The organism is Bradyrhizobium sp. Bra78 (genome assembly GCF_024519855.1).
In the GTDB taxonomy this organism is placed as follows: Bacteria; Pseudomonadota; Alphaproteobacteria; order Rhizobiales; family Xanthobacteraceae; genus Bradyrhizobium; species Bradyrhizobium japonicum_G.
Window position 1 is genome coordinate 127434 of the sequence record NZ_JALJRE010000006.1, and the last position, 26294, is coordinate 153727.

A 26294-nucleotide genomic window follows, 5' to 3' on the forward strand; every position below is an offset into this window, starting at 1 on the left:
TCATGTCCAAACGCTTTTTGACGATCGCCGGCCTGCTTCTGCTCCTCGCCGGCGGCGCGTCCGCCGAGCCGCCGTCGCCGGAGGCGATGACCGCGGCGCGCAAGCTCGTGGTCACGCTGAGGATCGCGGACCAGTATCGCAACGCGCTTCCGCAACTGCTGCTCAAGCTCAGGCCCGTGGTCGCGCAGGACCGGCCGGAGATCGAGCGCGACTATGACTCGATGACAGCTCCCGGCGCCCAGATTTACGCCCCGTACGTCGCCGCGATGATCGACCAGATCGCCGCCGCTTATGCCGCAACCTTCACCACGGACGAGTTGCGCCAGATCGAGGCGTTCTATGCCCTGCCTGCCGGGCAGAAATATCTGGAGAAGGCGGATGCGCTGGCGCTGGCCAGCGCGCAGATCGGCCAGGACGTCAGCCAGAAGGCCACCGACGAACTGAAGCAGCGCCTCATCGAGGCGCTACGCCAGAAGGGGCGAAAGCCCTGAACGGCCGTTTTAGTGGATGGCGGCGTACATGATCCTCTCCTCCGTCGCGTCCAGCGCGGAGAATTCCTCCACGACCTTGCCCTGGCGCGAGACCAGGATGCGGTCGGAGAGCGCCATGATCTCCGGCAAATAGGACGAGATGACGACGACCGCCTTGCCATCGTCGGCGAGCTGGTTGATCAGCTCGTGGATCTCGACGATGGCGCCGACGTCGACGCCGCGGGTGGGCTCGTCGAAGATGATCAGGTCCGGCTCCTGCACCAGCGATTTGGCGATCACGACCTTCTGCTGATTGCCGCCGGAGAGCTCGACCACCTTGCCGTGGTCGCCGATGGCGCGAACCCTGAGCTTCTCGATCCAGGTCTTGCCCACCGTCTCGGCTTCCCGCCGCGACAGCATCATGCGTCCCCCGGGAAACTTCGACAGCAGGCCGAGATAGATGTTGCGCGCGATCGAGGACGTCTCGAAGAAGCCCTCGACCTTGCGATCTTCGGTGACATAGGCGATGCCGGCCTTGACCGCCGGCGCCGGCACCCGATAGCGCACCGGCTTGTCGTGCAGCAGGATTTCGCCGCCGTGAAAGAAGTCGCGCTTGAGCACGCCTGCGACGATCTTGAACGTCTCGGTGCGGCCCGCGCCGACGAGACCGAACACGCCGGTGATCTGCCCTGCGAAGACCGACAGCGAATTGTTCTTCACCATCGGCGCCATCTTCAAATTCTGCACCGTGAGCACGCGGGCGCCGGCCGGCCGCACGGTGCTCTTCCGCGCGCCGTAGAGTGTATTGGAGAGGTCGCGCCCGACCATGGCCTGCACGATGGCGGCACGGTCGAATTTGGCGGCATCATCGGTCACGACATGCTTGCCGTCGCGCAGGACGGTGATGCGGTCGGCCAGCAACAGGGCCTCTTCGAGGGCGTGCGAGATGAAGACGATCGAGACGCCGCGCTTCTTGAGATCGCGGACGAGGTCGAAGAAGTATTTCTTTTCCTCCGGCGTCAGCGACGCGGTCGGCTCGTCGAAGATGATGACCTTGGCGCGATGCAGGACCGCGCGCGCGATCTCGACCATCTGCTTCTTGGCGGCACCGAGGCCGCCGACGGTCGCAGTCGGCGTGACGTCGAAATTGAGCGATTGCAAAAACTGCTGCGCGGCGATGTAGATGCCGCGCAGGCGGTTGTAGAACCTCTCCTGCCCGAGAAACAGATTCTGCGCCACCGTCATGGTCGGCACCAGGCTGTTCTCCTGGAACACCATGGCGATGCCGAGATTGCGCGCCTCCAGCGGCGTCCGCGGCGCGACGTCCGCGCCATCGACCGTCATGGTGCCCGAGGTCAGCGTCACCACGCCCGCCATCACCTTGGTCAGGGTCGACTTGCCTGCGCCGTTCTCGCCGACCAGCGCGTGGATCTCGCCGCGGCGGAGGTCGAAATCCACCCCGTCGATGGCGGGCACACCGGCGTAGAGTTTCGTGGCCTTGCGCAGCGAGAGTGCGATGTCGCTCATGAGCAAAACTCCTCGGCAAGGCCGGACAGGGACAGTCGCAGCACGCGGCCCGGTCCCTTGGCGATCAGGACGAGATCGCCGCCCAGTTCGACCGCCGCAACGATGCCGTGGTTGACGCCGTCGACCCGGCTGTGCAGCGAATAGAGCGGCTGGCCATCCGCGTTGAGGCGGATGACGAGGCCATAGGACCGCGGCGGCGCCCACGGCTTGATGACACCCATGGTCTTGATGTGCGCGCCCTGCATCGGTTCCTTGAACGAGAGGCCCGAGCGCAGTCGAGGCGCGACCCAGTAGGCCGGATCGATCTCGGCCATCATGCGGCGGCGGTAACCCGGCTCGCGCAGCACGAACTCGATGAGCTGGGTGCGCGCGGTAAAGGCAGTGAGCCAGTAGCCGCCGCCCGCGGCTTTTGTCAGTCGCGACGGATAGACCGGCAGGTGAGCAAGCACGACCTTTGGCGATGCGCCCGGCGTCACCAGAACCAGGCGATGGCGCCAGCTCTCGCTGACCAGCGCGCCGTTGCCATGCGCACACGCGCCGAAGGCGTGGCCGAGCCCCTGCGCGAGAGGCGTCACGACCTTGCTGCCGGGATCCAGCCTGAACACGCGGCCGCTCCGGTTGAGCTCCATCAGGTCGCGCGCCCAGTCGTCGACGCCGCATGTCGCTGAGCCGTCCGTCGCAATCAGCGTGTTGTCGCCCGCCAGCGCGAGCGCGTTGATGGCGTTGAACGCCGTATCGGCGAACGTCACGCCTGGCTGCTCGGCCGACGCGTTTGCGTAGAGATGTACCTCGCGTCCGCCGAGGGCGACGGCGAGGCCGCCGCCGGGAAGGGCACACAGGGCCGAGATCGGCTGCTCGAAGCTCCGGACTTCCGATGCCTGGCCGCCAGTCAGGGACATCAGCCGCTGACCGTCCGCGATGTAGAGGTTGCTTCCATCCGTCGCGAGGTCCTCGGGCGCCTCGCAGGTCAGCAAGGTCTCGGCCGATTCCAGCTTCTGGTTGGGCTTCAGCGCGCCGTCGAAGGACGGCACGGTGATGGTGGCGTCGCCGCGTCCAAGAAAGCGGTTTGCGAACTCCCTGACGGCTGCGATCACGACTGCTTCCCCCACCGCTTGTCGTACTGGACGAAGTTCGGATCGGCATTGTCGAGCTTGTAGCGGCCGATCCGGTTGTTGAGGATGCCGCCGAGATAGAGATAGCCGCGATGCTCGCGCATCGAGGTGATCATCGGATGGTTCTCGCCGCGCAGGTCCCAGAAAGATTCGACGATTTTGCCCTGCTCGTTGAACTTGACCACACAGCCCGTGTTGATGTTGGGAAACAACCATTCGTCGACCGGCACGCGCTTGCCCATGCGGCGGCGGAAGCCGGGCATCTTCCAGGCGAGGTCGAGAGAGGGGCTGCGCATGCCGACCAGTGCCAGCCAGTAATTGCCGTCGGAGGCAAGGTTGATGTTGTCGGGGTAGCCCGGCAGATTGTCCATGACGACCTCGACCTTGCCCTTCTTCGGTCCGGCGAACCAATAGCGCTTGATCGAGCAGCCGAAGGTTTCGGCGAACAGGATCGATTGGCCGTCGCTGGCGACGCAGATGCCGTTGGGGAATTTGAGACCGCGCAACTCGGTGCGGGTCACGCCGGTCTTGGTGTCGTAGGAGATGATGCGGCCGTTGCCGCGCGCCTCGAGGCCGTCGATCGGCCACTCGTCCATCTCGTAACGCACGGTCGCCTCGGAGAAGAAGATCAGACCGTCGTCGGTGATGTCGAGGTCGTCGGCGAGCCGCAGGCGGCTGTCGTCGTTGACCGAGCGCATGCTGCGGTTGGTCTCGTCGGTGGCCTTTTCCACCGTGCCGTCAGGCGTGATGCGATAGAGTCCCATGCCGCCGATGCAGACATAGAGATTGTCCTCGCGGTCGAAGGCCATGCCGAGCGGCTGGCCGCCGATATGGGCGAACACCTCCATCTTCTGATAGTCGGGTGCGAGGAAGCGCATGATGTCGCCGTGACGGGATCCCGCATAGAGGTTGTCGTGGCGATCGAGGATGACGTCCTCCGGCGCCTCGATCCGGCCGAGGCCGATCGACTCGACGTTACGCAGCTTGTCGTTCTGCTCGAACGGGCCGCCTTGCCCGATTTCGGTCGGCGGTGGCGGCGGCAGCGCGTGATAGGTTGGCGCGACATAGACCTTGCTGATGATACGGGTGCGGTTCTTCTGCCAGCGGATATCGACCATGGCCGCGGCGAGCAGGATGCCGGCGAGCGCCATCCGGTTGACGCCGCCGCGCGCATTCATGGTCGTCAGGCCGTTGGTGATCAGCAGCACGATCAGAACGCCGACTGCCGATTTTGCGACCGAGCCCTTGCCGCCGCCGAGCGTGATTCCGCCCAGTACCGTAGCCGTCAGCACGATCACCTCGAGCCCGACGCCGATGTCGCCGCCGACGGTGCCGAGCCGGGATGCGAAGAACAGCGCACCGATGCTGGTCAGCACGCCGCTTGCGACATAGCAGAGTGCAATCGTGCGGCGGACGGGAATGCCTGAATTGTACGCCGAACGGCGCGATCCGCCAATCGCCGTGATGTGCCAGCCCGGCCGGAGCCGGGTCATGAAGATATGGCCGACGATGGCGACGACGATATAGACCAGCGCCACGGTCGGAATGCCGAAGACGCTGCCACCGCCGATGAAATCCCAGGATGGGATATCTGGGAAGGCCGATGCGATCGCGTTGGAGTAGCGCTGGATCAGGAGATCGTAGGCCGAGCGGTAGATGATCAGCGTGATCAGCGTGGTGATGAAGGCGCGCAGCCGCAGATATCCGATCAGCACGCCGTTGACGGCGCCGAGCAGCGCACCGCAGAGCAGTGTGGCCGCCACCACCGCCGGGACCGGCCAGTCCAGCACGTCGAGCAGATAAAGCGCGCAGAAATCCGTCAGCGCGAAGATCGATCCGACGGACAGATCGATGCCGCCGACGATGACGACCAGCGCGAGCCCGAGCGCGATGAAGCCGATCTCTCCGGCCTGACGCGCGGTGTCGGCGAGGCTCGCCGGCGACAGGAAATTGTCGATGGATCGGCTGAGCGCGAGGCCGACGATCAGGAGCAGGATGACCGGGATGGCCGTCTCGGTCCATCGCTTGGACAGGATTTCACCGAGCAGATGATCGGGCCAGTAGCGGTAACGCAGGCTTGTCAGGGTGTCGCGCATCGGCATTCCAGAACCTTGCAAGTTTAGGGGCCGCGTCCCGGACGAGCGATCGTCCGGGACGCCTGGGTCTTGCGTCGCGACAGCTATTTCTTGAGGTCGCTGAGGTTCCAGCAGGCGGTCTGGCTGTCGGCGTTCTCCTTGGTGATCGGAATCAGCGTCGTGTATTCCGAGCCCTTGATCGAGCCGGGCTTGACGCCAGACGACAGCAGCCATTTGATCGTGCCCGCCATCTGCGCGGCCTGCGTCGGCACGTCGTAGCTCATGTTGAGATCGAACGCGCCTGATTTCACCAGCTCGCACGCGCCCTTGCGCTCGCCGCCGCCCGACGTCGCCACGAACACCTTGCCGGTGAGGCCGGCTTCCTTGACGGCCGCTGCGGTGCCGATGTCCATGCCGTCCCAGAAGCCGACGATGCCGCAGAGATCGGGATTCTGCTTCAGCACCGTCTGCGTGATCGCCTTGGCCTTGGCGGCGTCCCAATCGGCGGCCTGGCTCGACACCACCTTGATTTCAGGATGCTTGGCGAGCACGTTCTCGACGCCCTTGAGCGTATAGGCGCTCGCGGCCGCCGACAGCGCCCCCTGGATGATCGCGATCTTGTTCGACTTGCCCTCGCAGGCCTTGACCACGGCTTCGGTCTGGCGTTCGCCGATCTCGACCCAGTTGGCGCCAACGAAGGCGGAGCTGCGATAGGCCGAGCCCATGTTGATCTGGATGACGTAGATGCCCTCGTTCTCCGCGCGCTGCAGCAGCTTCGCATAGGTCTGCACGTCGGGATTATGGACCACCATCACCGCCGGCTTCTCCGAGATCAGCGACGTGACGGCTTGTGCGCCGGCATTGGTGTTCCAGTTGGCATCGCGGATCACGAACTTGACGCCGAACGGCTCGAGCTCCTTCTTCAATCCGGCATACCAGCCCTCGGTGAGGTCGAAGTTCATGGCGACCGGAACATAGGCGACAGTCTTGCCGGCCAGTGCCTCCTTGAACGGCTTCTGGAACGGCTCGTCCAGGCCCTGCTGGGCGAGGGCCGGTGCAGTCATGGCCGCAAGGCCCAGTGCGGCAAGGATGGCCTTGGTCGGGCTTCCGAAATGCTTCATTGCTTCCTCCTTGGTTGTGGTTGTCGTTGTTGTCGTTGGTTCAGATGTCGCCCTGTTGTGCGGTTTCTTCGTTGCGTGGATTCAGGAAGGAATCCGTGATGACGGCGAGCAGCAGGACCACGCCCTTGATCAGGTTCTGGCCGGCATAGGAGATGTCCATGATGGTCATGCCGTTGAGCATCGTGCCGATCACGAGCGTGCCGATGACGACGTTCAGCACGCCGCCGCGTCCGCCGGATAGCCCGATGCCGCCGAGCACCACGACCAGGATGACATCGTAGATCAGTGTCGAGTTGAAGACGCGGGTCGGCATCGAATTGACGGAGGCCGCCATCACGAGGCCGGCAAAGCAGCCAATCAGGGCGGTGATCACATATTGCAGGACGATGATCGGGCGGGCCGGGATGCCGGTCACGCGTGCGGCGTAGGGGTTGTCGCCGATCGCGTAGATATAGGCACCCCAGCGGGTCTTGCGCAGCAGGAACGCGACCACGATGCAGGCGATCGCGAACATCCAGATCGACGTCGGAATGCCGAGAACGGTGCCCTGTCCGAGCCGCTCGAAGCCGTCCATACCGGGACTCCACTGCACGACGTCGAGCTGGAACAGCGCAGCCTGCCCGAGACCGGCGAGGAGCAGGCCGGTTGCGAGCGTCGCAAACAGCGAGGGGACTTCGGCGTATGCGATCAGCCAGCCATTGACGAGACCGAAGGCGATCGTGAGCAGTACGGCGGTCAGCAGCGAAGCCGGCAGCGAGTGACCGTTCTGCACCATCTGCAAGACCAGCCCCGGCGGCACCGCCAGCGCTGCGATCAACGAGATGTCGATGCCGCGCCCGATCACGACGATCGCCATGGCAAGGCCGAGGATGCCCAGCACCGCGACGTTCTGGAGCAGCGTCAGCATGTTGTCTGCGGTCAGAAAGCCGCGCAGGAAGATCGAAAACACCAGAAACAGCAGCGCGAAGACGGCGAAGACGATCTCTTGCTGATTGAACCGGAAACGCTTCATCGTTTGGCCCTTCCTGGGACTATGGGTGCGCCATCTGCTTTGGCCTCGCACGTGCCCTGGCGGACGTGCGTCCGTTCGTGCGGTTGCCATTCGACAAGGCGGCGCTCAGGAGGTTGCCGACTCCATCGATGTAGCCGTCGATCGACGTGCCGCGCTTGCGATACTTGGCGCGTTTGACGTACCAGTCCTGGAGCAGCGGCTTGATCAATGACGCCGTGAGCTTGACATGGTCGATCGTGAAGGCGCCGCTGGCGACGCCCTGCCTGAGGACGTCGGCGATGATCTTCTCCGTCATGGCTTCCATGTCGATCGCACGCTGGCGTTCCGCTGGCGGAAAGGACTTCGCCTCCATGAAAGCGAAGACGAACCAGGGCTGCATCGCCTCGCTCATGCGGATGTGGGTCGCGATGATCCAGTCGAGGTGCTTGTGGGCGTCGTCCCTGACGTCGTCGGGGGGCGCTGTCAGCACCTCGGTCGTCGTTGCCGCGACTTCGTCGAGGATCATCGACAGGAGCCTGGGCTTGCTGTCGATATACGTATAGAGGCCGCCCATGCTCAGCCCGGAGGCTTCCGCGAGCTGGCGCAGCGTCGTGGCGTGAAAGCCCTGCTTGTTGGAGAGCGTGAGGGTTGCACCGATGATGCGCGCGAGATTTGCGACGGCGAGACGTGGCTTCTGGACGCGGATGGAGTCGCGATGACGCTCCAGAATGCGCGTGCACAGCGCTTCCGTCGAGAACGCGTTCGTCCAAGGTCGTCGGCGCGCGAGATTCACGCTGCCTCCCTAAATTTCTTCCCGGATCTTGTGGCGATGTTGTTGATCCAGGCGTGGGCTTTACACCCTTGTCGTCATTCCTAGCGCAGAGAGCAGCCATCGGGAAAGGGGGCGGACCAGAATTTTCTGAGAGAGCGCTCGCTCGTTTTTCCGTGCGATGCAATGTCGTGGACCCGCCCTGTCACGGAAGGCAGGTCCACAATGTGTGCAAAGCGTTACTTCACCAGTGGGCAGCCGCCGTCCTTCAGCGGCCGGACAGCCTGGTCGGCGGGGACTTCGGCGAGCAGCTTTTAATAATCCCGCGGACCCTTGGATTCCTCGGGCTTCTTGACCTGAAACAGGTACATGCTGTGCACCATCCGGCCATCATCGCGGAGTGTGCCGTTGTCGGTGAAGGCGTCCTTCACCGGCAGCTCGCGCGTCTTCGCCATCACCGTCTTGGTGTCCTTGGTGCCGGTGGCCTGCACGGCTTTCAGATAGTGCAGCGCCGCGCTGTAGGTTGCGGCCTGGTTCATCGTAGGCATGCGCTTGACGCGCTCCAGAAAGCGCTTGCCGAAGCCGCGCGTCTTGTCGTTGAGGTCCCAGTAATAGGCCTCGGTGATGATCAGCCCCTGCGCGAGCTTCAGCCCGAGGCTGTGCACGTCGGAGATGAACATCACGACGGCCGCGAGGTTCTGGCCGCCGGCGACGATACTCGCCGGCTTGCTTGATCGCATTGATGGTATCGCCGCCGTTGGCGAGCCCGATGATCTTGGCTCTGGAGGCCTGTGCCTGCAGCAGGAAGGAGGAAGGAGGAAGGAGGAGAAGTCCGCGGTATTGAGCGGATGCTTGACGCTGCCGAGCACCTTGCCGCCCGCGGCCTTCACGACATCGCTGGTGTCGCGCTCGAGCGAATGGCCGAACACGTAGTCGGCGGTAGCCCGGCCGCAAAGGCGGCGCGCGCGATCCGATACATGACATTTCCCCCAATATTTACAGTTGGCGCGCCAGCCTAAAGTTGCCGCGGCGAGGATGCAATTCTTGCGTCATGACGCCAGCGCGCAGGAATTTGACGCAGCCGACAGCGCCGACTACGCTTCGCGCAACTCGAAAAGCGATGGAAGAGCCTGGCGGACGTTAGGGCTCGGAACGTCGCGTAAATTGCAGATCTTGAGGGGAATGGAAATGTCGAACGACACCGCAGCCACCATATCCAAAGCGCGCGAGCATTCCATCGGCGATCTCTTGCGTCGATCGGCGGGCCGCGAGCCGAACAAGCTCGCGGTGAGCTGCGGCAATATCAGCTGGACCTTTGCGGAGATGGACGCGATCTGCAACCGGCTGGGCCGCGGCCTGCTCGCTCTCGGCGTCAAGAAGGGCGACCGCATGGCCGTGCTCTCGCGCAATTCGCACGCTTTCGCCGCGTTGCGCTTCGCGCTCGCGCGGATCGGCGCGGTGCTGGTGCCGATCAACTTCATGCTCAATCCGGACGAGATCAATTTCATCCTGAAAAGCTCCGGAGCCAAGCTGCTCGCGACGGGGCCGGATTTCGTCGAGCCCGCACGCGCCGCAAGCGCGAGGGATTGCGCGGTCGAGAAGATCATCTGGCTGCCGGGCGAGGATCCCGCCACGGCGCCGTCGGGCCTGACCACTTTCGATGATCTTCTTGCCGCCGACGGCTCGTTCCTGGAAGCGTCCGTCGACAGCCGCGACCTCGCGCAGATCGTCTACACCAGCGGCACGGAGTCGCTGCCCAAGGGCGCGATGCTGACCCATGAAGCCGTGATGTGGCAGTACGTCAGCTGCATCATCGACGGCGGCATGAGCGTGGACGACAAGTTTCTGCACGCGCTGCCGCTCTATCATTGCGCGCAGCTCGACGTCTTTCTGGGGCCGCAGATCTATCTCGGCGCCTCCGGCGTCATCACGGGCAAGCCGACCGCCGACAACATTTTGGCGCTGATCCAGGCCCACAAGATCACCTCCTTCTTCGCGCCGCCGACGATCTGGATCGCGATGCTGCGCTCGCCGAATTTCGACAAGACCGATCTGTCGACGCTTCAGAAGGGCTATTACGGCGCCTCGATCATGCCGGTGGAGGTGCTGCTCGAACTGCAGCGCCGGCTGCCCGACGTCAAATTCTGGAACTTCTACGGCCAGACCGAGATCGCGCCGCTCGCGACCGTGCTGCGGCCGGAGGATCAGCTGCGCAAGGCCGGCTCGGCCGGCAAGCCCGTGCTCAATGTCGAGACGCGCGTGGTCAACACGGCGATGGAGGACGTGAAGGTGGGCGAGGTCGGCGAGATCGTGCACCGCTCGCCGCATCTGCTGTCCGGCTATTATAACGATCCCGTGAAGACCGCGGCCGCGTTCACCGGCGGCTGGTTTCATTCCGGCGACCTCGCCACGGTCGATGACGAGGGCCACATCACCGTGGTCGACCGCGTCAAGGACATGATCAAGACCGGCGGCGAGAATGTCGCGAGCCGCGAGGTCGAGGAGATGGTCTATCGCATCCCCGCCGTGTCGGAGGTCGCCGTCGTCGGTCTGCCCGATCCGCGCTGGATCGAGGCGGTGACCGCGATCGTCGTGGTCAAGAGCGGCGAGAGGCTCGACGAAGAGTCCGTCATCAGGCACTGCGCCGGCCAGATGGCGCATTTCAAGGTGCCCAAGCGGGTCATCTTCGTCGACGCGCTGCCCAAGAACCCGAGCGGCAAGCTGCTCAAGCGCGAGCTGCGCCAGCGGTTCGTCGGCGGCGAGACGCTCGACAAGGCGGTCCAGAAGAGCTTCGGCACCTGAGACGGAGCATTTGCCATGAAAGCCTGGCAGGTCGCGCGCGACTGGTCGATCGAGGGGATGGAGTTGGCCGATCTGCCCGAGCCCGCGCCCGGCCCCGGCCAGGTCGCGGTGCGGATGAAGGCGGCATCACTGAACTATCGCGATCTGCTCACGGTGCAGGGCAAGGGTGGAGTCACCAGATTGCCGCTGATCCCGTTCTCGGATGGTGCCGGCGAGGTGATCGCGGTCGGCGAGGGCGTTGCTCGCGTCGCGGTCGGTGATCGCGTCTGTCCGATGTTCTTCCAGTCCTGGATCGACGGGAAGGTCTCGGCGACCAGTCGCCGCTACGCGCTCGGCGGCACGCGGCCGGGTGTGTTGCAGGCGGTCATGCTGCTCGACGCCGAAGGGGTCAGCCGCATCCCTTCGCATCTTTCGTTCCAGGAGGCTGCGACGCTGCCTTGCGCGGGGCTTACGGCATGGCGCGCGCTGTTCGAGGAAGCCAATGTGAAGCCCGGCGACATCGTGCTGGTGCAGGGCACCGGCGGCGTATCGATCTTCGCGCTGCAATTCGCAAAGCTCGCCGGCGCAAGTGTGATCGTGACCTCGTCGAGCGACGAGAAGCTCGAACGCGCCCGCGCGCTCGGGGCTGACCACACCATCAACTACCGCTCGGTTCCGGAATGGGGCAAGGCGGCCTCGGACTGGACCGGCGGCGGCGTCGACCACGTTGTCGAGGTCGGCGGCAAGGAGACCTTTGCGCAGTCGCTCGAGGCTGTCAGGGTCGGCGGGACCATTCTCGTGATCGGCGTGCTCTCCGGCTTCTCGCAGCAGATCGCGATTCCGAGCCTGTTCTCCAAGAATTTGCACGTCATCGGCCTCTCCGTCGGAAGCCGCCGCATGTTCGAGGGCATGACCGCCGCGATCGGGCGCAACGGGATGAAGCCAGTGATCGACCGCGTGTTCGGCTTCGATGCCGTGCCCGACGCACTGCGGCTGATGCAGCGGGGCGGACACTTCGGCAAGATCGTGGTGGAGTTCTCCTAGGAGCACGCAATGACGGTCTAATACTTCTTCACGTGCGTCCCGAACGCCAGCCACAGCGCCATCGACGCCAGCCCAAATCCGCCGAGCAGCAGGAAGGTCGGTCCGTATCCGATCCATTGCGCGATCCAGCCGCCGAGCGCGGACTAAGGCTCGCGCCGACGCCTTGCACAGTAACCACTGCGCCCTGGCCGAGATTGATGCGGCCGGTGCCATTGGGGGAGCGCGCGACCATGCCGGGGACGGCTACCGTCTGCAGGCCGGTGCCGATGCCGTCGAGCACCTGCATCGGCTCGACGCCCCACCATCCCGTGACGAAGAAGGCGAGCACGCCACAGCCGCTTGTTGCGGCTGGAATCGATGAAGCCGCCGATCGGCGTCGTGACCAGCATGCCCGCGACATTGCCGATCGTCATGGCGGTGCCGATCAATCCGCTCGCCCAGCCGCGCTCCTGAAGGAACACGCCGACGAACGGTCCGATGCCCGACTGCATGTCGGCCATGAAGAAGTTGACTGCGTACAGGGGCCAGAGACTGGGTGATGAAGGGCGCGATGTCATCGAGACGTTGAAAATGCTCCTGTCGATCAAATGGGTCTCGCGCCACCCGCAGACTGCCAGCCCATTGTGCCGGCGCTGATCGGAATCTAACCTGCCCTCATCGCGTTGGTTCCGACCGTATTTGCAACAGCTGGATGACGACCATGCCTCTGTGGACCTGCGAAACCTGCGGCGCGCAATTCCCGGACAGCGGAAATCCGCCCGCGTCCTGTCCGATCTGCGAGGACGAACGGCAGTTCGTCGGCTGGAACGGCCAGACCTTCATCACGCGCGAGACGCTCTCGGAACGTCACCGCGTGCTCTGGCGCGAGGATCTCGGCCTGACCGGCATCGCGCTCGAGCCCAGCTTCGCCATCGGCCAGCGGGCGCTGCTGGTGCCGCTGGGAGGCGGCTGCGTCATGTGGGACTGCGTGCCGCTGGCGACACCGGAGGCGATCGCGCAGGTCCGCTCGCTCGGCGGGCTGAAAGCGATCGCGATCTCGCATCCACATTATTATGGTGCGCTCGCCGACTGGAACGATGCCTTCGGCGGCGTGCCGGTCTACCTGCATGCGGACGACCGCGAATGGGTGACGCGTCCGCATTCATCGATCGTGCACTGGACCGGCGATCAGCATCGGATCTCGGACGATGTGCAGTTGCTGCGCACCGGCGGACACTTTCCCGGCGCGACCATGCTGCATTGGTCGCGCGGCGCGGATGGCAGGGGCGCGCTGCTCACCGGCGATATCGCGCAGGTGACGATGGACCGCCGCTTCGTCAGCTTCATGTACTCTTATCCGAACTACATGCCGCTGAACGCCGCCGCCGTGCGACGGATTGCGGCTGCCGTCGAGCCGCTGGTCTTCGATCGCATCTATGGTGCCTGGTGGGGCCGCAACGTCGCGGCCGGCGCCAAGGCGGCATTCGCGGCGTCTGTCGCACGCTATCTGGCTGCCATCGTCTGAGCCGGTGCGATCGAATTCTTCTTGCCGGCCGTTAATAAATGGACTAAAAGTACAGTTATTAAGCGTGACGCAACGACGCGTCCGCGAGATCGGCACGATCGATGCATCGTCGGTTCGGCGGCGCGCTGTGCGGCCGCGTGGGAGTTGAACGCATGACGGCGGAGCGCGACTACGAGATTTTCGAGGCCGGAGACGTCACGCTCCAGTCCGGCGTCGTCTTTCCCGCGCTGAGCCTCGCCTACAAGAGCTACGGCACGTTGAACCCGAACAAGGACAACGTCATCCTCTATCCGACCTCGTTCAGCGCGCAGCACATCGATACCGAGTGGCTGATCGGGCCCGCCGGCGTGCTCGACCCCACCCGCTACTTCATCATCATCCCGAACCTGTTCGGCAATGGCCTGTCGTCCTCGCCGTCGAATACCGCCGAACCGTTTCCGCAAGTCACCTGTCACGACGCCATCGCGGTTCAGCACATGCTGCTCACCGAGCGGTTCGGTATCTCGAAGCTCGCCCTCGTTTATGGCTGGTCGATGGGAGCAATGCAGGCGTATCACTGGGCGGCGCTGCATCCCGACATGGTCGAGCGTGCCGCGGTCGTCTGCGGCAGCGCGCGGTGCGCGCCCTATAATTACGTCTTCCTCGAAAGCGTGAAGGGCGCGCTGACCGGCGATCCGGCCTTCCGCGACGGCCGCTTCGTCGAGAAGCCCGTCGCAGGCTATCGCGCCATGGGACGCGTTTACGCAGGTTGGGCGATGTCGCACGGCTTTTACCGCGACGAGGTCTGGCGCGAGGCAGGCTTCACCTCGCTGGAGGACTATCTCGTCCGTGCCTGGGACGCGGCGTTCGCGCGGCGTGACGCCAATGATCTGCTGGCGCAGATCGGCATCTGGCAGAACGGCGATATCAGCCGCTGCACGGCATTCGGCGGCGATTTCGATCGGGCGCTGGCCGCGATCAAGGCGCACATGCTGCTGATGCCGGGCGCGACCGATCGCTATTTCGACGTCCGCGACAACGAGGACGAACTCGGACGTCTCGTCAACGCCAGGTCGGCTGTGCTCCATCCCATTCCGTCACTGCACGGCCACCGGGCCGGCAACCCTGTCAACATTCCGCGCGATCAGGCCTTCATCAAGGCCGAGGTCGCGGAGCTTCTCGGCAAATAGGCGGGCATCGATCATGACCGACGCAACCGTTTCAGAGTCCGGCCATCGCCTGAAGCCGCTGAGCCCGGCAATGCTGCGCGAATTGTCGGTACGCTCCGATCTCAGGGGCGCCGCGCAGAGCCTTGGCCATTACGGCGTGATCCTGCTGGTCGGCGGGCTGATCTGGATGGTCGCCTCACGTCATGGCGTCCTCTGGGCGTTGCCGCTGATGGCTGTGCAGGGCTATGTCGTCGCCTTCCTGTTCATGGCGGTGCACGAGACGGCGCACAAGACGGCGTTCAGGAGCCGCGGCCTCAATCTCGCGGTCGGCTATCTCTCGGCCTTCATCATCGGATTGCCCTACGAATATTACTGCCTGTTTCACTGGGACCATCACCGCTACACCCAGGATCCGGACAAGGACCCGGAGCTCATCGTCGGCGTCAGGCCGACATCCGACGCGCAGCTCGCGATTGCCTATAGCGGCCTGCTCCAGGTTGCCGGCCGCCTCCGGCTGATGCTCGGCCATGCCGTCAGCGGCAAGGTCGTCGTGCCCTGGATTCCCGAGAACCGGCGCGCCATCATCGTGACCGAGGCGCGGGTCTATGTCGCGCTCTATGCGCTGCTGCTCGTGTTGTCGCTGTGGTTCGCCTCAGCGCTGCTGCTCTGGGTCTGGATCGTGCCGCTGATCATCGGGCAGTTCTTCCTGCGGCCCTATCTGTACGCCGAGCACACCGGCTGCGAGCGGACCCGCAGCGCTTTCCAGAACACCCGTACCACCTATACCGCCGCGATCGTCAAATGGTTGGCGTGGAACATGCCCTACCATGTCGAGCATCACGCCTATCCCTCGATCCCGTTTCACGCGCTGCCGAAGCTGAACGGGATCGTCGACGGCGAGATCGTCCATCGCGGCCGCGGCTACCTCAGAACGACGCGCGAAACCTGGGCCTGGTTTCGCAGGCAGCGGCAGGCTAGCTAGCAGCGCGGCCTCTCGCCAACGCCTTTTGCCGGCTTCCGATAGGAAGCTTTACCGCGGGTTCATCGCGCCCGCAGTTCGGGCGGGTCATTCCGATACCGTCTGGTCGATGGCTCCAGAATATTCAATATAATCAGCCGTTTGTAAGCCACAGAATCGTGGCTAACGAATTCTTCCAGATCGGGAAAGTTTTAGGAGTCTTGTATTCACGAGCCCGCGAAGCCCGTCGTTCTAATGTCGAAAGCATCAACGCAGCCGATGTCTGGAGTGATGGGTCATGAGCGCAACGAGAAGCCGCCTTCTGGTGGTTGACGACGATCTGGTGCAACGGGTTCTGATCGGCAAGATCGGGGCGAAACTCGGCTACGAGACCGTCGTCGCTTCCTCTTACGAGGCCGCAACCGAGCTTCTGGCGCGCGAAGCCTTCGAAATCATGGTCCTCGACCTGTCGCTCGGCGAACGCGACGGAGTGGAGCTGCTGCGTTTCGTGGCCGAGAAGAATTTCCGCGCGATGTCGATCGTCATCATCAGTGGCTGCGATGACCGCATCATGAAGGCGACACGGCGGGTTACGAGCGCGTTGAAGCTGACGCTTGGCGGATGCCTGACCAAGCCGCTAGATCTAAGCCGCCTGCGCAGCGCGCTCGAACGGCCGCGGCGGTCGCCGCTGGCCGCGACGTCGGCCTCGCCGTCGCTCCTGGTCACACCGGAGAGAATTGCGCGAGGCCTCGCCGACCACGAGTTCTTCGTCGAATTCCAGCCGAAGATCGCGCTCCAGACCGGACGGGTCATAGGCGCCGAGGCGCTCGCGCGCTGGCGCACGGACGAGTTTGGCATCGTCTCGCCACTGGTCTTCATTCCAATCGCCGAGGGCGCCGGCCTCATGCGCGGGCTGACCGACTGCATCCTGTCCTCGGCGATGTCGCAGGGCCGTAAGCTGATCGAGCTCAATCCCGGTCTTACCATCGCCGTCAACATCTCGGGCTCGCTCATGTCGGATCTGACATTGCCTGACCGGATCGAGGGGATTCTGCGCCGCGAAAACGTCCCTCCGGCGTCGCTGATCGTGGAGATCACCGAGACCACGGCGATGGCCGACGTCGATCGCGCTAATGACATTCTGGTGCGGCTGCGGATCAAGAAGATCGGTACGGCGATCGACGATTTCGGCACCGGCTATTCGTCGCTCGCGGCCCTGGCGCGGCTGCCGTTCAGCGAGCTGAAGATCGATCAGTCCTTCATCAAGGGCTGCGAATCCGATGACGACATGATGAAGATCGTCGATGCCTCCGTCGCACTTGCAAGGGCGTTCAACATGAAGGTCGTGGCCGAGGGCGTCGAAAGCCAGGAAGCGCTCGAGGCCATACGCCGGATCGGTTGTGATGTCGCCCAGGGATTCTTCTTCGCCCCCTCGCTGCGGCGATCGCGCGCGGAACAATGGATATCGCAGCGCAATTCGCTTGCCGACGATCAGGCCGGATCGGTGACGCTGCAGCGCGGCGTGCCGGCGGCGAGAGCCCTGGCGAGCTGAGACGACGAGCCCCGGTCGCGAAGCGACCGGGGCTGCGCCAGCCGATGCAGGCGTGTTCAGTAGATCCCGTACGCGCAGACGTTCACGACGCGGACGCGCAGGCCGTGGCGGGTCTGGACGACGCGCTCCTGGTAGCAATTGTTGACGCCGGTGTTGACATAGACGCCGCCGAAGCCCCAGCCGGGACCCCAGTGATGGTGGAAGCCGTGAGCGGACGCGGCGGTGGGCGCGAGAGCGGCAACGCCGAGCGAGCCGGCAGCGATCAGACCAAGTGCAAGCTTGCGAAACATCTTCATTCTCCAGTGTGGCGCAAAGGCCGTTGTTGTGTCCCTGCTTCTCGGTCGGACCGAAGCGCGAATGCGTTCACGGCGCGGACCGAGAATCGTGTTTCAGGACTGTTTCGTCGGCTGCGGCGAAATACGCCGATATCAGGCTTTACGCGCCGCGCGATACCGCGCGGCCATGGCCTGCGTCATCTCCGCCATCTTCTCGCGGAGGTCGGCGGGCGCCAGCACGTCGGCCTCGGGCCCGAGCCGCAGCAATTCGGCCGCCGCATGCCATGACGTCTTGCCGGTCGGCACTCTGGCGATGCGCCAGCCATCCGCGTCGGCCGTCTCTTCAAGCTGCGTGCGCGCCCTGACGTAAGGCTGGCTCAGCGCATCGAGCAGCTTGACGCCGAACGGTGACAACCGGACGACCGCGACATTGGGATGCATCTCGGCCTCGAGACGCAGCGTTGCGTCGCGCCAATAAGCGGCGAGATCGAAATTGGCGGGACGGTCGAAGCGATCGTCGAGCGCGGTGCAGTCGAGCACGCGCGCGACGCGATAGGTGCGCACGCTGCCGTCGACTTGCCCTGCGAGATACCAGCTGCCGCCCTTCAGCACGAGCCCGAGCGGCGCGACGCGGCGCTGCTTCTGCGCGCGCCAGCTCTGGTAGCGGATCTTGATCAGCGTTCCGCGCAGAGCCGCGCCGGCAATCGTGCGCAGATGCTTTGGTTGCTCCGCCTCGCCGAACCATCCGGGCGCGTCCAGATGAAAACGCTCCTGCATCCGCCCGGCGTCTTCGCGCAGATTCGCGGGCAGCGCGGCCATCAGCTTGTTCTGCGCAGCGATCATTGCCGCGTCGAGCCCGAGCGCCGCCGCCGGTCCCGGCAATCCCGTGAGGAACAGCGCCTCCGCCTCGCTCTGCGACAGTCCGTTCAGCCGCACGCGATAGCCGTCGAGCAGGCGATAGCCGCCCTCTGCACCGCGGTCGGCGTAAACAGGGACACCGGATGCCGCGAGCGCATCGATGTCGCGATAGATCGTGCGCACCGAGACTTCGCAGGCCTCGGCCAATTCGGGCGCGGTGACCTGCCCCTTGGCCTGCAGGGTGGTGAGGATCGACATCATCCGGTTCGCGCGCATGATCCCTTAAACCATACCTGACACAAGATGTCAGGTATGGTCCGCTACAACCGCCATCGCCAGCCGGCCAGATGGAGACCTGCCATGACCAGACCTGCCATGACCGATCCGAACCGCATCACGCTGTATTATTCACCCCAAACCCGCGCCACCGGCACGCGGGTGCTGCTGGAGGAGCTGGGCGCGCCCTACGATCTCCAAATCCTCAACATGAAGGCCGGCGAGCAGCGCGAGGACGCCTATCTCGCCATCAATCCGCTCGGCAAGGTGCCGGCGATCCGCCACCGCGGGGCGCTGGTGACCGAGCAGGTCGCGATCACCATCTATCTCGCCGATTTGTTTCCGCAGGCCGGGCTGACGCCCGCTCTGAACGATCCGCTGCGCGGTCCTTACCTGCGCTGGATCGCCTATTACGGCGCCTCGTTCGAGCCGGCCCTGATCGACAAGTTCATGCAACGCGAGCCGGCGCCGATCACGCAGTCGCCTTATGCCGATTACGACATCATGTTGGGCGCGCTCGAAGCGCAGCTGTCGAACGGGCCGTATCTGCTCGGCGAGCGCATGACGGCGGCGGATGTCCTGTGGGGTGTCGCGTTCAGCTGGACGATGATGTTCGGGATCGTGCCGAAAAAGGACGTCTTCGTCCGCTATGCCGAGCGCATGACGTCGCGGCCGGCTTTCCAGCGGATCACTGCGGCCGACGCCGAGATGGCCGCGCGGCATGCCGCAGCGGCAGTCGGATGAACGATCTGGATTGCGGATGACGAAGCCGATGCACACGACCAACTGCTTCAACACCTTCATCCGGGTCGCTGAAGACTGTCCCGCGCGTGCCGGCGAGGAACCGCCGCTGCGCGCGGGAAAGCCGACCGTGGCCGGCCTGCAATACGAGATGATCGCCAAGGCACCCTACAAGCACACGTCCGACGACGTGATCTTCGCGACGTCCGCGCCGGGACGCGAGCTCGATGTGAGGGCGACGAAGGCGGAGAAGCGTGCGGCACGTGAAGCGTTCTTCTCCCGGGGGCAGGCGTGCATGAGAGCGTCGAGCCTGGGCAAGCGCTTCGGCTGGGGCGTTCATGCCGACAGTGAGGGCCGGATCGCGATTTACGCCGTCGACAGTAAACGCTACCAGGCGCTCGTCCGCGATCCCAAGCTCACGCAGGTGCGCGCGATGCGGTCGAAGCGGGCGTGATCAGAACTTTGGCTCCCGCTTCTCCGCGAACGCCTTGATGCCTTCCTTGATCTCGTCACCGCGCATGCTGTCGCGGTGGCGCTGGTCGGCGGCTTGCTCATCGAGCTCGCCGCGGGCGAATTCGTTGATCGCCCGCTTCATGCCGCGCATCGCCTGCGGCGCATTGCCGGCGAGGACGCCGGCGAGCCTGTCGACTTCCTCGTCGAGAATCTCCTCCGGCACCATGGCGGTGAGATAGCCGATCCGCAGCATCTCCGGCGCGGTGATCTTCTGTGCCGTGAGAAACAGCTTCTTGGCATTGTCGACGCCGAGCCGCGTCACGTAACGCTTGATGCCGCTCCTGTAGTAATGCAGCCCGAGCCGCGCCGCCGGCATGAACATTTCGGCGGTGTCGATGCCGATGCGGAAATCGCAGGCAAGCGCAAGGTCGGTCGAGCCGCCATAGACGCCGCCATTGAGCCGGCAGATCGTGGGCACGCCGAGATCCTCCAGCCGGTTGACCACGACCTCGAACGCCGAGCCCGCGCTCTGCTGCTCGCTCGCGCTGACCGCGCGCTCGGCGACGGAGTTGAGATCATAGCCCGCCGAGAAGGCACGGCCGGTTCCGGTCAGCACCAGCACGCGGAGATCGGGATCGGCCTCGACCCGGTCGAACAATATTATCAGTTCGCCGAGATCTTCAGCCTGGAGCCGGTTGAGATGTTTGGGCCTGTTGAGGCGGATGGTGGCGCGTGCGCCGATGATTTCGAACACGGGGCCGGAGGCCGCCTCGGCGGTATCAGACATTCTCGTCTCCGTTTATTTGTTTTCGAGCGTGCGGCGCCTGGCTTCCGCATCGATGGTCTCGGCGAGATCAGGATGACGCGCCATCAGCATGCGGAAATCGACCAGGTCGAGCACCAGAAGCCGCGACACCTTGGTGGTCGAGACGTTGGCACCGCGCAGATTGTTGCCGAGCAGCGCCATCTCGCCGAAGAACGCGCCGTCGCCGAGCCGTACCTTCTTGCCGGGCAGGTCGACCTCGACCTCGCCGGCGGCGATGAAATACATGCAGTCGCCCTGCGCGCCCTTGCGGATGATCATGGTGCGCGCCGGCAGCTCCATGGTGCGCAGCATGTGGGTGACGTCGGCAATGGCCGCCGGCCCAAGCGCCGCGAAGAATGGCACCTTGCTGACGGATTCCCAGGTCTTCAGGAAATTGTCGCGCCGCGTTTCTGCCGCGAACCCGGTTGCCAGGATGCCGGTCCAGAGGCCGAACACGCCGAGGCCGGAGATCATCACCAGCGCCGCCACCATGCGGCCCAGCGGCGTCACCGGCACGACGTCGCCATAGCCCGTCGTCGTCAGAGTTACGACGGCCCACCACAGCGCGGCGGGGACGCTGCCAAACGTCTGCGGCTGCACGTCCCGCTCGAGGAAATATTCGGCGACCGAGGCCAGGAAGACCACCATCAGGAAGATCACGAGCACGCTGACCAGCGGCCCCGATTCCAGAACCAGCACGCGGCGAAGCTGCCGCAGGCCCGGGATGCCCGGCACCACCTTCAGCACCCAGAGAACGCTGAGCAGCCACGCCGTCCCGGGATCGGCGCCGAGCATCAGCGCGACCGGCACGGCCAGCGCCCCGACAGTATCGACCAGTCCGGCGGAGGAGGACATGTAGAGCGCAAGGCGCCCCGTTCGCGCCATGTGCCGCAGCCGCACCAGCCATTCGAACACGAAATAGACGAGGCAGGCCCACAGCAGGGCATCCACCCAGCGGTGCGCGGTCTCGTAGGCTGGGCCAACCGTCAGCAGCACCATGCCGAGCACGCCGCCGGCGACGGCCACATAGGCCGCCTTGGTCATGTTGCGGCCGGCCGTGGCGGCCGCGAACTGGGCCAGAGCGGAGATCAGCGGCTTGGACATGCGGGAAGGCGGCTCGGTTTCGTCTGTTGGCGGTCCCGGCTGGAACCTCGGTGCCAAAGTGCCTGCCCGGGCCGGAGCCGTCAACGACGGGCGCGCGTGCCGTTACCTGAAATGCGGCGGCTCGTCATAGCCGCCACGGCTGCTGAAGAACAGCAGCACCATCAAGCCGATGCCGACAGCAATGGAAAATCCGGCTCCCAGCGCCAACGCCACATAGCCTTCCGTCGGAAGCGGCTCACCTTCGACCGCCATTGCCGAATAAGCGAAATATCCAGCTGCAACCAGCATTCCCAGAAGGATGATGATGAGGAGTGTACGCATGGCGCCTTCCCCGGTTGTATCCGGAACCAAACGGTTGCGGGCGGGGACGGTTCCGGGACCAGGCATGGTGACGTGCGGGACATGTCGGCAAGGCGCCGCCGCGAGACCTTCCTGTCGATAGGTCAGGCACTCTGAGCTGTCTTCACCACCACGAGATTGCCCTCGTCGTGCGGCGGCGGGGCCGTGTCCTGGGCGAGCTTCTCGGCCTCACCGGCATGGCGTTTGAGGTAGTCGCGGCGCATACCGATCTCGTCGCGGACGAATTCGTAGCCGAGCTTGAACGTGTCGAGCCCGTCGGTACTGATCGTGCCATCGCGCAAGCCAATGACGGCGCCGCGCAAAATGCCCTCCAGCTCGTCCTGGAGACATTCGAGCTGGTCCAGCGAGCGGGCGTGCTCGATACGCTCGCCGATGTCGAGGATCGCGGTGGCGAGCTCGCTCGCCTTCTCCGGCGCGATCCGTGTGATCTTGGCGTAGATCGCGGCGAAGATCGAGCCGATGACGCTGAGCGCGGCAGCGCCCAGATACATCAGGTCGCTGTACTTATCCATGAACGACTTGGTGTCGTCGTTGATGTAGTCGGCCGCCCCCTGATGCGCCATCACGAAGGAGTCCTTCTCGACGGAGGCAGGCTCGATGTGGGTCGCAAAGCCGTTGTCGAGGCCGAGCGCGGACTTGTTCTCGTAGATGGTACGCGCCAGCTCGCCCGCGGTGGTCGGGGACATCTTCGATTGCGTCACGAGCAGCCATTCCAGGCCGATCGTGTCGAGATCGTCGTCCGGGATTTCCGGCGAAGCCGACAGCGTGCCTGCCGTCAGCGTCTCGTCGGAAATGCCAGGGAATTTGCGCGCCAGCGCCTTGGCTTCGTCGATCGCGTTCAGCGTAAAGCCGCCGCGCCTGGCGGCCTGCGCATAGGCCTTGTCCCGCACCGCCTTCGAGGCGTGGACGACGGCGATCACCGCACCCAAGCCGCTTGCCGGCGCGAACAGCTTGTCGAGCGTTGCGCCCTGCGGTGCCATCTGGATCTTCGCCGCGTCCGGGCCGTCGGTGACGTCGAGGATGCTGCGGACGAAGGCCAGCGAGGATTCGCTTTCTGCGAGGACGGCGACCTTCTTCTTCTTCAGCTCGGCGAGCGACTTGATCTTCTTGGTACCGGGCCCGAGCAGGAGCACGAGATCGTGCTCGAGGATCGCGAGCGTGCGCGCCCGCAGCGGCACCTTGGCGTCGGTGCGCAGCACGGCGAGGTCGGCCTGCTTGCGGTCGAACTGGGCGAGCGCCTTGGCGTTGTCGGCGTTGTTGACGATCTTGATCCGGAAGCGCGAGGCGTTGTCCTTCAGGAGAGCGGCGAGCTTGGCCGCGAACAGCGCCTCGTCGCTGTTGGGGGCGCCGACGGCAAAAGTCAGCGTCTCCGAATTGTGCACCAGCGCGCGGCCGCCCCAGACGGTGGCAAGCGACAACAGCAGGGTCAGCACGACGTAGAGGAAGACCTGCTGCTGATTGGTCTTGATCACCTTGGGGCGTCGGGGCGGTGACGCGGTAGGGCCTTCAGTACTCATGGCAGCACTCTGGCCTTATTCCTTCGGTGGCGGGCGGCTCGCGGATGTGATCGCTGCGGGCGCCCCGTAATTCGTAAAGGTCTGAAAAAAGAACGATATTCTCTATCGGCAATGATAGCGCGCAGGTCACGGAATGCAAATTTCGAGCCGAAGGTAACCTTACTCGCTTCCGCCGCGGCGATTGGTCATCCTATCACCAGTTAGCCACAGTTGGCGATTTTCCGGTTCCCCCGGCTGCATTCCGTCTCGGGAGATGTCATAAATCGCGGGTCCCGGCGATTTGACCGGTCCAAGAAGAAGTTGCGCTGAACGCTCCAATTTTTCTTGTCACGTCAATGAGGGCGTCAGCTTGTCGTTTCCATCCATGTCATCGGCGATTCCGGTCGAAGCGCTCATTGGCTGGATGCTGCTGCTCACCTTCAAGCACGTCATCGCCGATTTCGTCCTCCAGACCGCCTGGATGGCGCACGGCAAGGACCAGAAGCACGGCTGGGCCTTGCCGCTTCTGGTGCACTGCCTGATTCACCTTGCGGTTGCGCTGCCGCTGATCCTGATCGTGGCGCCCAAATTCTGGTTCGTGGCCCTGATCGATTTCGTGATCCACATCACGATCGACCGTGCCAAGGGGTTTGTCTCCGCCAATTTCGGTGTCGATCTTGCGCATCCCTGGTTCTGGACCCTGATCGGCGTCGACCAGGCGCTGCACCATCTCACCGGATTCGGCCTGTCCATGTTCATGGCGGCGAACTGAGGGCGGCTTCCCGCGGAGTGGCTGCCCGGGCCCTATGGTTCGAGACGGCGCTGCGCGCCTCCTCACCATGAGGGATAGAGTCCTTCAACAGCTCCAGACCTCATCCTGAGGAGCCCGCCGAAGGCGGGCGTCTCGAAGGACTGCCGCGACCGCAGTCCCGGCCGGCGCCTCTGATTCGCGGCCAGCGCGCAAGGACCCCGGGTGACTACCGGGCAGCGTGGTTAACCTTTCATTAGAGAATTGCGCTGCATCCTCGCCGTCGAGGGAGAACTGCAATGTTTTCAAGTCGTGACGCCTTTGAAAGCGATTTTTGCCCGGTCCGCGACGAACTCCTTGGCGAGATGTATCGCGCCAGCGAGAGTGGCCTGCCGAGGCTGGTTGAGAGTGTTTCCCCAGACGCGCGCGCGAAGCTGGCGCTGTTCTGCTATCGCCGCAGCCACCTGCATTCGCTGGCGGTCGCGATCGCAGGCAGCTGCAGCGAGCGCGACCTGATCGAGAACGGCGGCCGTGTCGGCTCGACGCTCTACGCGCTGTCGCGCGAGGGCTTGGTCAAATCCACGCCGTCGCTGTCGGGCGGCCGCAAGCCGATCACGCTGTCCACCAAGCCACTCTCGGTGCTTGCGCCGATCGACGACGAGCTCGACGACGAGATCGGCGAAGCCGTCCCCGCCTAAACGGTCTCGATCACCGGCAGCCCGAATTTCCGCCGCGCCATTGCGCATTCGGCATCGCCCGGCATGCAGGTGCGGCACACCTCCGGCCGAACCGCATAGATGCCGCACGCGGTCGCTTTTCCAATTTCGCCCTGCAAGGCCGAGCAGCGATCGCCCTCGCACCGCATGCCGGACTGGCGATCGTTGACCATCGTTTCGGGAATCGCGGCAAGCTCCTCGTCGCTTTCGATCGAGAAGCGCGGCCAGTTCGCCGAATAGCCGCAGCAGGCGCCGCAACTCTGGCAACAGCTCGACAGGTCGATGGGGGAGGTCTCTTCCATCGTGCTCATGTGTCCTTTGGCGGGCCCCAGACCAGGCTCTGCCGCCATTTCGCCCGCAGCACGTCGCGACGCTCCGGATATCTCTCGTCGAGATAGCTCGCATCCACCACGCGGTCGGTGCGGAAGCTGCGGAAGTCGCCGCGCAGCTCGCACCAGGCCGCGAGCAGGCGCACCGCTTCGAGATAACCGACCGAGATCGGCCAGATCATGCGTTCGCTGGCGCGACCCTGCTCGTCGCGATAACGCAGCATGATCTTCTTGCCTTCGTGGATCTGGGTGCGCGTGCGCGCCATGTCGAGGCGGTCGGGCTCCCTGTTCCAGCTCGGCCGGGCGCGGCTCGCCGGCTCCAGCACGAAGGGACGCAGGCGCTCAGGCACGGTGTCGGCGATCTTCGCCATCAGATCTTCGGCGGCGCGCGCCAGTGTCGAGTCGGCATGGCCGGCGACCCATTGCGCGCCCAGCACCGCCGCCTCGATCTCGTCGGGTGTCAGCATCAAAGGCGGCAGGTCAAAACCCTTTTCCAGGATGTAGCCCATGCCGGCCTCGCCGCGGATCGGCACGCGCTGGCCGATCAGCGTCGCGATATCGCGATAGATCGTGCGCTTGGAGGTCTCGAGCTCGGCCGCGATCGCGTCCGCCGTCAGCGGCTTACGTGTGCGTCTCAGCACCTGGATGATTTGAAACAGCCGATCGGCGCGTCTCATGACGGATCTCTTGTCGGTGGTGTTTTCAGAAGGCGGCGCGCGGCTGCTGACAGGATGTTGGCAGCAGGGGAGTTCTATACCGGGACAACACATCGACTGAAGGGGATTTGTCCATGATCGTTCCAACACATTTTGGCCCGGCCGCTCCGTTGTGGCGGACCCAGCCTCTCCAGCTCCAGGCTTTGCAAGTCCGAGCCTGGCGTGCTTGGGCGTTCAGCCGCCTCGTCTCCCTCGATCTCATGGTCGTCGACCTCCGCCTTGCGCTCGCGACCATGGTGGCTCGCTCGTTGGTTCAGGCTGTGGACGCGCTGGCCCGCCACGTCATGGCCCGCGCCTGGCGAGGGGCCCGCTTCGCAGAAGATATCACGGCTGCTGCCACCATGGTGGCAGCAGCCCGTCATTAG

27 protein-coding genes and 1 pseudogene are annotated in these 26294 nt (G+C 64.6%); 12 read left to right on the plus strand and 16 right to left on the minus strand.

All coding sequences use genetic code 11. The annotated features are described in order from the left end of the window. Positions 1-2: 2 nt before the first annotated feature. Positions 3-491 carry a DUF2059 domain-containing protein gene (locus OC450_RS15685; protein ID WP_262048244.1) on the plus strand — a complete coding sequence of 163 codons (489 nt, stop codon included), beginning with the start codon at positions 3-5 and terminating at the stop codon, positions 489-491. A 9-nt stretch (positions 492-500) separates the two neighbouring features. Here the strand turns inward: OC450_RS15685 and OC450_RS15690 are convergent, their stop codons facing one another. The 7 genes from OC450_RS15690 to OC450_RS15720 all read right to left on the minus strand — a co-directional run bounded on the left by OC450_RS15690 (position 501) and on the right by OC450_RS15720 (position 9102). Then, complete coding sequence (locus OC450_RS15690) at positions 501-1997, minus strand: sugar ABC transporter ATP-binding protein (RefSeq protein WP_211381986.1); 1497 nt, start codon at positions 1995-1997, stop codon at positions 501-503. Beyond that, the gene (locus tag OC450_RS15695; protein WP_211381987.1) at positions 1994-3091 is read right to left on the minus strand and encodes a hypothetical protein; all 1098 of its coding nucleotides are present in this window, start codon (positions 3089-3091) and stop codon (positions 1994-1996) included. Before OC450_RS15695 ends, OC450_RS15690 begins: the two co-directional genes overlap by 4 nt. After that, positions 3088-5211 carry an ABC transporter permease gene (locus OC450_RS15700; RefSeq protein WP_262048245.1) on the minus strand — a complete coding sequence of 708 codons (2124 nt, stop codon included), beginning with the start codon at positions 5209-5211 and terminating at the stop codon, positions 3088-3090. The genes OC450_RS15695 and OC450_RS15700 overlap by 4 nt, the downstream gene beginning before the upstream one ends. 77 nt (positions 5212-5288) lie before the next feature. Beyond that, entirely contained in the window at positions 5289-6305 is a 1017-nt protein-coding gene (locus OC450_RS15705; RefSeq protein WP_256805599.1) for a sugar ABC transporter substrate-binding protein, read from the minus strand. 40 nt (positions 6306-6345) lie between these two features. Further along, complete coding sequence (locus tag OC450_RS15710; protein ID WP_211381990.1) at positions 6346-7317, minus strand: ABC transporter permease; 972 nt, start codon at positions 7315-7317, stop codon at positions 6346-6348. A 19-nt stretch (positions 7318-7336) separates the two neighbouring features. Beyond that, a complete protein-coding gene (locus OC450_RS15715; protein ID WP_211381991.1) occupies positions 7337-8089 on the minus strand; it encodes a TetR/AcrR family transcriptional regulator in 753 nt (250 codons plus the stop codon). A gap of 290 nt (positions 8090-8379) precedes the next feature. Then, positions 8380-9102, minus strand: coding sequence for an ABC transporter substrate-binding protein (locus OC450_RS15720; RefSeq protein WP_262048310.1), 723 nt, complete (start codon positions 9100-9102; stop codon positions 8380-8382). A 151-nt stretch (positions 9103-9253) separates the two neighbouring features. Between OC450_RS15720 and OC450_RS15725 the strand changes: the two genes are divergently transcribed. Continuing rightward, on the plus strand, positions 9254-10867 hold the full coding sequence (locus OC450_RS15725) for an acyl-CoA synthetase (protein ID WP_211381992.1): 1614 nt from the start codon (positions 9254-9256) through the stop codon (positions 10865-10867). 15 nt (positions 10868-10882) lie between these two features. Further along, the gene (locus OC450_RS15730) at positions 10883-11890 is read left to right on the plus strand and encodes a zinc-dependent alcohol dehydrogenase family protein (RefSeq protein ID WP_211381993.1); all 1008 of its coding nucleotides are present in this window, start codon (positions 10883-10885) and stop codon (positions 11888-11890) included. Between the two features lie 17 nt (positions 11891-11907). Here the strand turns inward: OC450_RS15730 and OC450_RS34330 are convergent. Beyond that, positions 11908-12447 (minus strand): annotated as a pseudogene (locus OC450_RS34330) (MFS transporter). Between the two features lie 143 nt (positions 12448-12590). On the opposite strand from OC450_RS34330, the gene OC450_RS15740 reads away from it, so the two are divergent. The 4 genes from OC450_RS15740 to OC450_RS15755 all read left to right on the plus strand — a co-directional run bounded on the left by OC450_RS15740 (position 12591) and on the right by OC450_RS15755 (position 17052). Then, positions 12591-13394 carry an MBL fold metallo-hydrolase gene (locus tag OC450_RS15740; RefSeq protein WP_262048246.1) on the plus strand — a complete coding sequence of 268 codons (804 nt, stop codon included), beginning with the start codon at positions 12591-12593 and terminating at the stop codon, positions 13392-13394. Between the two features lie 152 nt (positions 13395-13546). Beyond that, positions 13547-14563 (plus strand): alpha/beta fold hydrolase, encoded by a 1017-nt coding sequence (locus OC450_RS15745; RefSeq protein WP_211381995.1) that lies wholly within the window; start codon positions 13547-13549, stop codon positions 14561-14563. 13 nt (positions 14564-14576) lie between these two features. Beyond that, entirely contained in the window at positions 14577-15524 is a 948-nt protein-coding gene (locus tag OC450_RS15750) for a fatty acid desaturase (protein WP_262048247.1), read from the plus strand. A gap of 274 nt (positions 15525-15798) precedes the next feature. Continuing rightward, a complete protein-coding gene (locus OC450_RS15755; protein WP_211381997.1) occupies positions 15799-17052 on the plus strand; it encodes an EAL domain-containing protein in 1254 nt (417 codons plus the stop codon). A 56-nt stretch (positions 17053-17108) separates the two neighbouring features. Here OC450_RS15755 and OC450_RS15760 read toward each other — a convergent pair whose 3' ends face one another. After that, a complete protein-coding gene (locus OC450_RS15760; protein WP_211381998.1) occupies positions 17109-17342 on the minus strand; it encodes a hypothetical protein in 234 nt (77 codons plus the stop codon). Positions 17343-17480: 138 nt separating this feature from the next. Continuing rightward, entirely contained in the window at positions 17481-18461 is a 981-nt protein-coding gene (locus tag OC450_RS15765; RefSeq protein WP_256805605.1) for a helix-turn-helix transcriptional regulator, read from the minus strand. A 99-nt stretch (positions 18462-18560) separates the two neighbouring features. Here OC450_RS15765 and OC450_RS15770 point away from each other — a divergent pair, with 99 nt between their 5' ends. Together OC450_RS15770 and OC450_RS15775 are read left to right on the plus strand one after the other, a co-directional pair. Further along, on the plus strand, positions 18561-19205 hold the full coding sequence (locus tag OC450_RS15770) for a glutathione S-transferase family protein (protein WP_211382424.1): 645 nt from the start codon (positions 18561-18563) through the stop codon (positions 19203-19205). Between the two features lie 16 nt (positions 19206-19221). Then, positions 19222-19656: a DUF6157 family protein gene (locus OC450_RS15775; protein WP_211382000.1), complete on the plus strand. Its 435-nt coding sequence runs from the start codon at positions 19222-19224 to the stop codon at positions 19654-19656. On the opposite strand, the gene OC450_RS15780 is transcribed toward OC450_RS15775, so the two are convergent. From OC450_RS15780 to OC450_RS15795, 4 genes are all read right to left on the minus strand, one after another. Further along, positions 19657-20442, minus strand: coding sequence for an enoyl-CoA hydratase/isomerase family protein (locus OC450_RS15780; RefSeq protein WP_256805606.1), 786 nt, complete (start codon positions 20440-20442; stop codon positions 19657-19659). It lies immediately after the preceding gene. Between the two features lie 12 nt (positions 20443-20454). Continuing rightward, complete coding sequence (locus tag OC450_RS15785) at positions 20455-21564, minus strand: cyclic nucleotide-gated ion channel (protein WP_211382002.1); 1110 nt, start codon at positions 21562-21564, stop codon at positions 20455-20457. 102 nt (positions 21565-21666) lie between these two features. Continuing rightward, entirely contained in the window at positions 21667-21885 is a 219-nt protein-coding gene (locus tag OC450_RS15790; RefSeq protein ID WP_211382003.1) for a hypothetical protein, read from the minus strand. A gap of 122 nt (positions 21886-22007) precedes the next feature. Next, the gene (locus OC450_RS15795; RefSeq protein WP_262048248.1) at positions 22008-23441 is read right to left on the minus strand and encodes a TAXI family TRAP transporter solute-binding subunit; all 1434 of its coding nucleotides are present in this window, start codon (positions 23439-23441) and stop codon (positions 22008-22010) included. A 403-nt stretch (positions 23442-23844) separates the two neighbouring features. Between OC450_RS15795 and OC450_RS15800 the strand changes: the two genes are divergently transcribed. Next, positions 23845-24192: a DUF3307 domain-containing protein gene (locus OC450_RS15800; RefSeq protein WP_211382425.1), complete on the plus strand. Its 348-nt coding sequence runs from the start codon at positions 23845-23847 to the stop codon at positions 24190-24192. Positions 24193-24467: 275 nt separating this feature from the next. Next, on the plus strand, positions 24468-24866 hold the full coding sequence (locus tag OC450_RS15805; RefSeq protein WP_256805608.1) for a hypothetical protein: 399 nt from the start codon (positions 24468-24470) through the stop codon (positions 24864-24866). On the opposite strand, the gene OC450_RS15810 is transcribed toward OC450_RS15805, so the two are convergent. Then, positions 24863-25186 carry a YkgJ family cysteine cluster protein gene (locus OC450_RS15810; protein ID WP_211382426.1) on the minus strand — a complete coding sequence of 108 codons (324 nt, stop codon included), beginning with the start codon at positions 25184-25186 and terminating at the stop codon, positions 24863-24865. The genes OC450_RS15805 and OC450_RS15810 overlap by 4 nt on opposite strands. A gap of 5 nt (positions 25187-25191) precedes the next feature. Beyond that, the gene (locus OC450_RS15815; RefSeq protein ID WP_211382006.1) at positions 25192-25890 is read right to left on the minus strand and encodes a helix-turn-helix transcriptional regulator; all 699 of its coding nucleotides are present in this window, start codon (positions 25888-25890) and stop codon (positions 25192-25194) included. Between the two features lie 113 nt (positions 25891-26003). Between OC450_RS15815 and OC450_RS15820 the strand changes: the two genes are divergently transcribed. Then, positions 26004-26294 (plus strand): hypothetical protein, encoded by a 291-nt coding sequence (locus OC450_RS15820; RefSeq protein ID WP_211382007.1) that lies wholly within the window; start codon positions 26004-26006, stop codon positions 26292-26294.

Coding starts and splice junctions, on each gene's coding strand:
- OC450_RS15800 (WP_211382425.1), top strand. CDS start 23,845: ATGCTGCTGCTCACCTTCAAGCACGTCATCGCCGATTTCGTCCTCCAG.
- OC450_RS15760 (WP_211381998.1), bottom strand. CDS start 17,342: ATGTTTCGCAAGCTTGCACTTGGTCTGATCGCTGCCGGCTCGCTCGGC.
- OC450_RS15815 (WP_211382006.1), bottom strand. CDS start 25,890: ATGAGACGCGCCGATCGGCTGTTTCAAATCATCCAGGTGCTGAGACGC.
- OC450_RS15740 (WP_262048246.1), top strand. CDS start 12,591: ATGCCTCTGTGGACCTGCGAAACCTGCGGCGCGCAATTCCCGGACAGC.
- OC450_RS15710 (WP_211381990.1), bottom strand. CDS start 7,317: ATGAAGCGTTTCCGGTTCAATCAGCAAGAGATCGTCTTCGCCGTCTTC.
- OC450_RS15820 (WP_211382007.1), top strand. CDS start 26,004: ATGATCGTTCCAACACATTTTGGCCCGGCCGCTCCGTTGTGGCGGACC.
- OC450_RS15745 (WP_211381995.1), top strand. CDS start 13,547: ATGACGGCGGAGCGCGACTACGAGATTTTCGAGGCCGGAGACGTCACG.
- OC450_RS15700 (WP_262048245.1), bottom strand. CDS start 5,211: ATGCCGATGCGCGACACCCTGACAAGCCTGCGTTACCGCTACTGGCCC.
- OC450_RS15750 (WP_262048247.1), top strand. CDS start 14,577: ATGACCGACGCAACCGTTTCAGAGTCCGGCCATCGCCTGAAGCCGCTG.
- OC450_RS15795 (WP_262048248.1), bottom strand. CDS start 23,441: ATGAGTACTGAAGGCCCTACCGCGTCACCGCCCCGACGCCCCAAGGTG.
- OC450_RS15785 (WP_211382002.1), bottom strand. CDS start 21,564: ATGTCCAAGCCGCTGATCTCCGCTCTGGCCCAGTTCGCGGCCGCCACG.
- OC450_RS15775 (WP_211382000.1), top strand. CDS start 19,222: ATGACGAAGCCGATGCACACGACCAACTGCTTCAACACCTTCATCCGG.
- OC450_RS15765 (WP_256805605.1), bottom strand. CDS start 18,461: ATGCGCGCGAACCGGATGATGTCGATCCTCACCACCCTGCAGGCCAAG.
- OC450_RS15725 (WP_211381992.1), top strand. CDS start 9,254: ATGTCGAACGACACCGCAGCCACCATATCCAAAGCGCGCGAGCATTCC.
- OC450_RS15770 (WP_211382424.1), top strand. CDS start 18,561: ATGACCGATCCGAACCGCATCACGCTGTATTATTCACCCCAAACCCGC.
- OC450_RS15690 (WP_211381986.1), bottom strand. CDS start 1,997: ATGAGCGACATCGCACTCTCGCTGCGCAAGGCCACGAAACTCTACGCC.
- OC450_RS15805 (WP_256805608.1), top strand. CDS start 24,468: ATGTTTTCAAGTCGTGACGCCTTTGAAAGCGATTTTTGCCCGGTCCGC.
- OC450_RS15780 (WP_256805606.1), bottom strand. CDS start 20,442: ATGTCTGATACCGCCGAGGCGGCCTCCGGCCCCGTGTTCGAAATCATC.
- OC450_RS15790 (WP_211382003.1), bottom strand. CDS start 21,885: ATGCGTACACTCCTCATCATCATCCTTCTGGGAATGCTGGTTGCAGCT.
- OC450_RS15730 (WP_211381993.1), top strand. CDS start 10,883: ATGAAAGCCTGGCAGGTCGCGCGCGACTGGTCGATCGAGGGGATGGAG.
- OC450_RS15755 (WP_211381997.1), top strand. CDS start 15,799: ATGAGCGCAACGAGAAGCCGCCTTCTGGTGGTTGACGACGATCTGGTG.
- OC450_RS15685 (WP_262048244.1), top strand. CDS start 3: ATGTCCAAACGCTTTTTGACGATCGCCGGCCTGCTTCTGCTCCTCGCC.
- OC450_RS15705 (WP_256805599.1), bottom strand. CDS start 6,305: ATGAAGCATTTCGGAAGCCCGACCAAGGCCATCCTTGCCGCACTGGGC.
- OC450_RS15810 (WP_211382426.1), bottom strand. CDS start 25,186: ATGGAAGAGACCTCCCCCATCGACCTGTCGAGCTGTTGCCAGAGTTGC.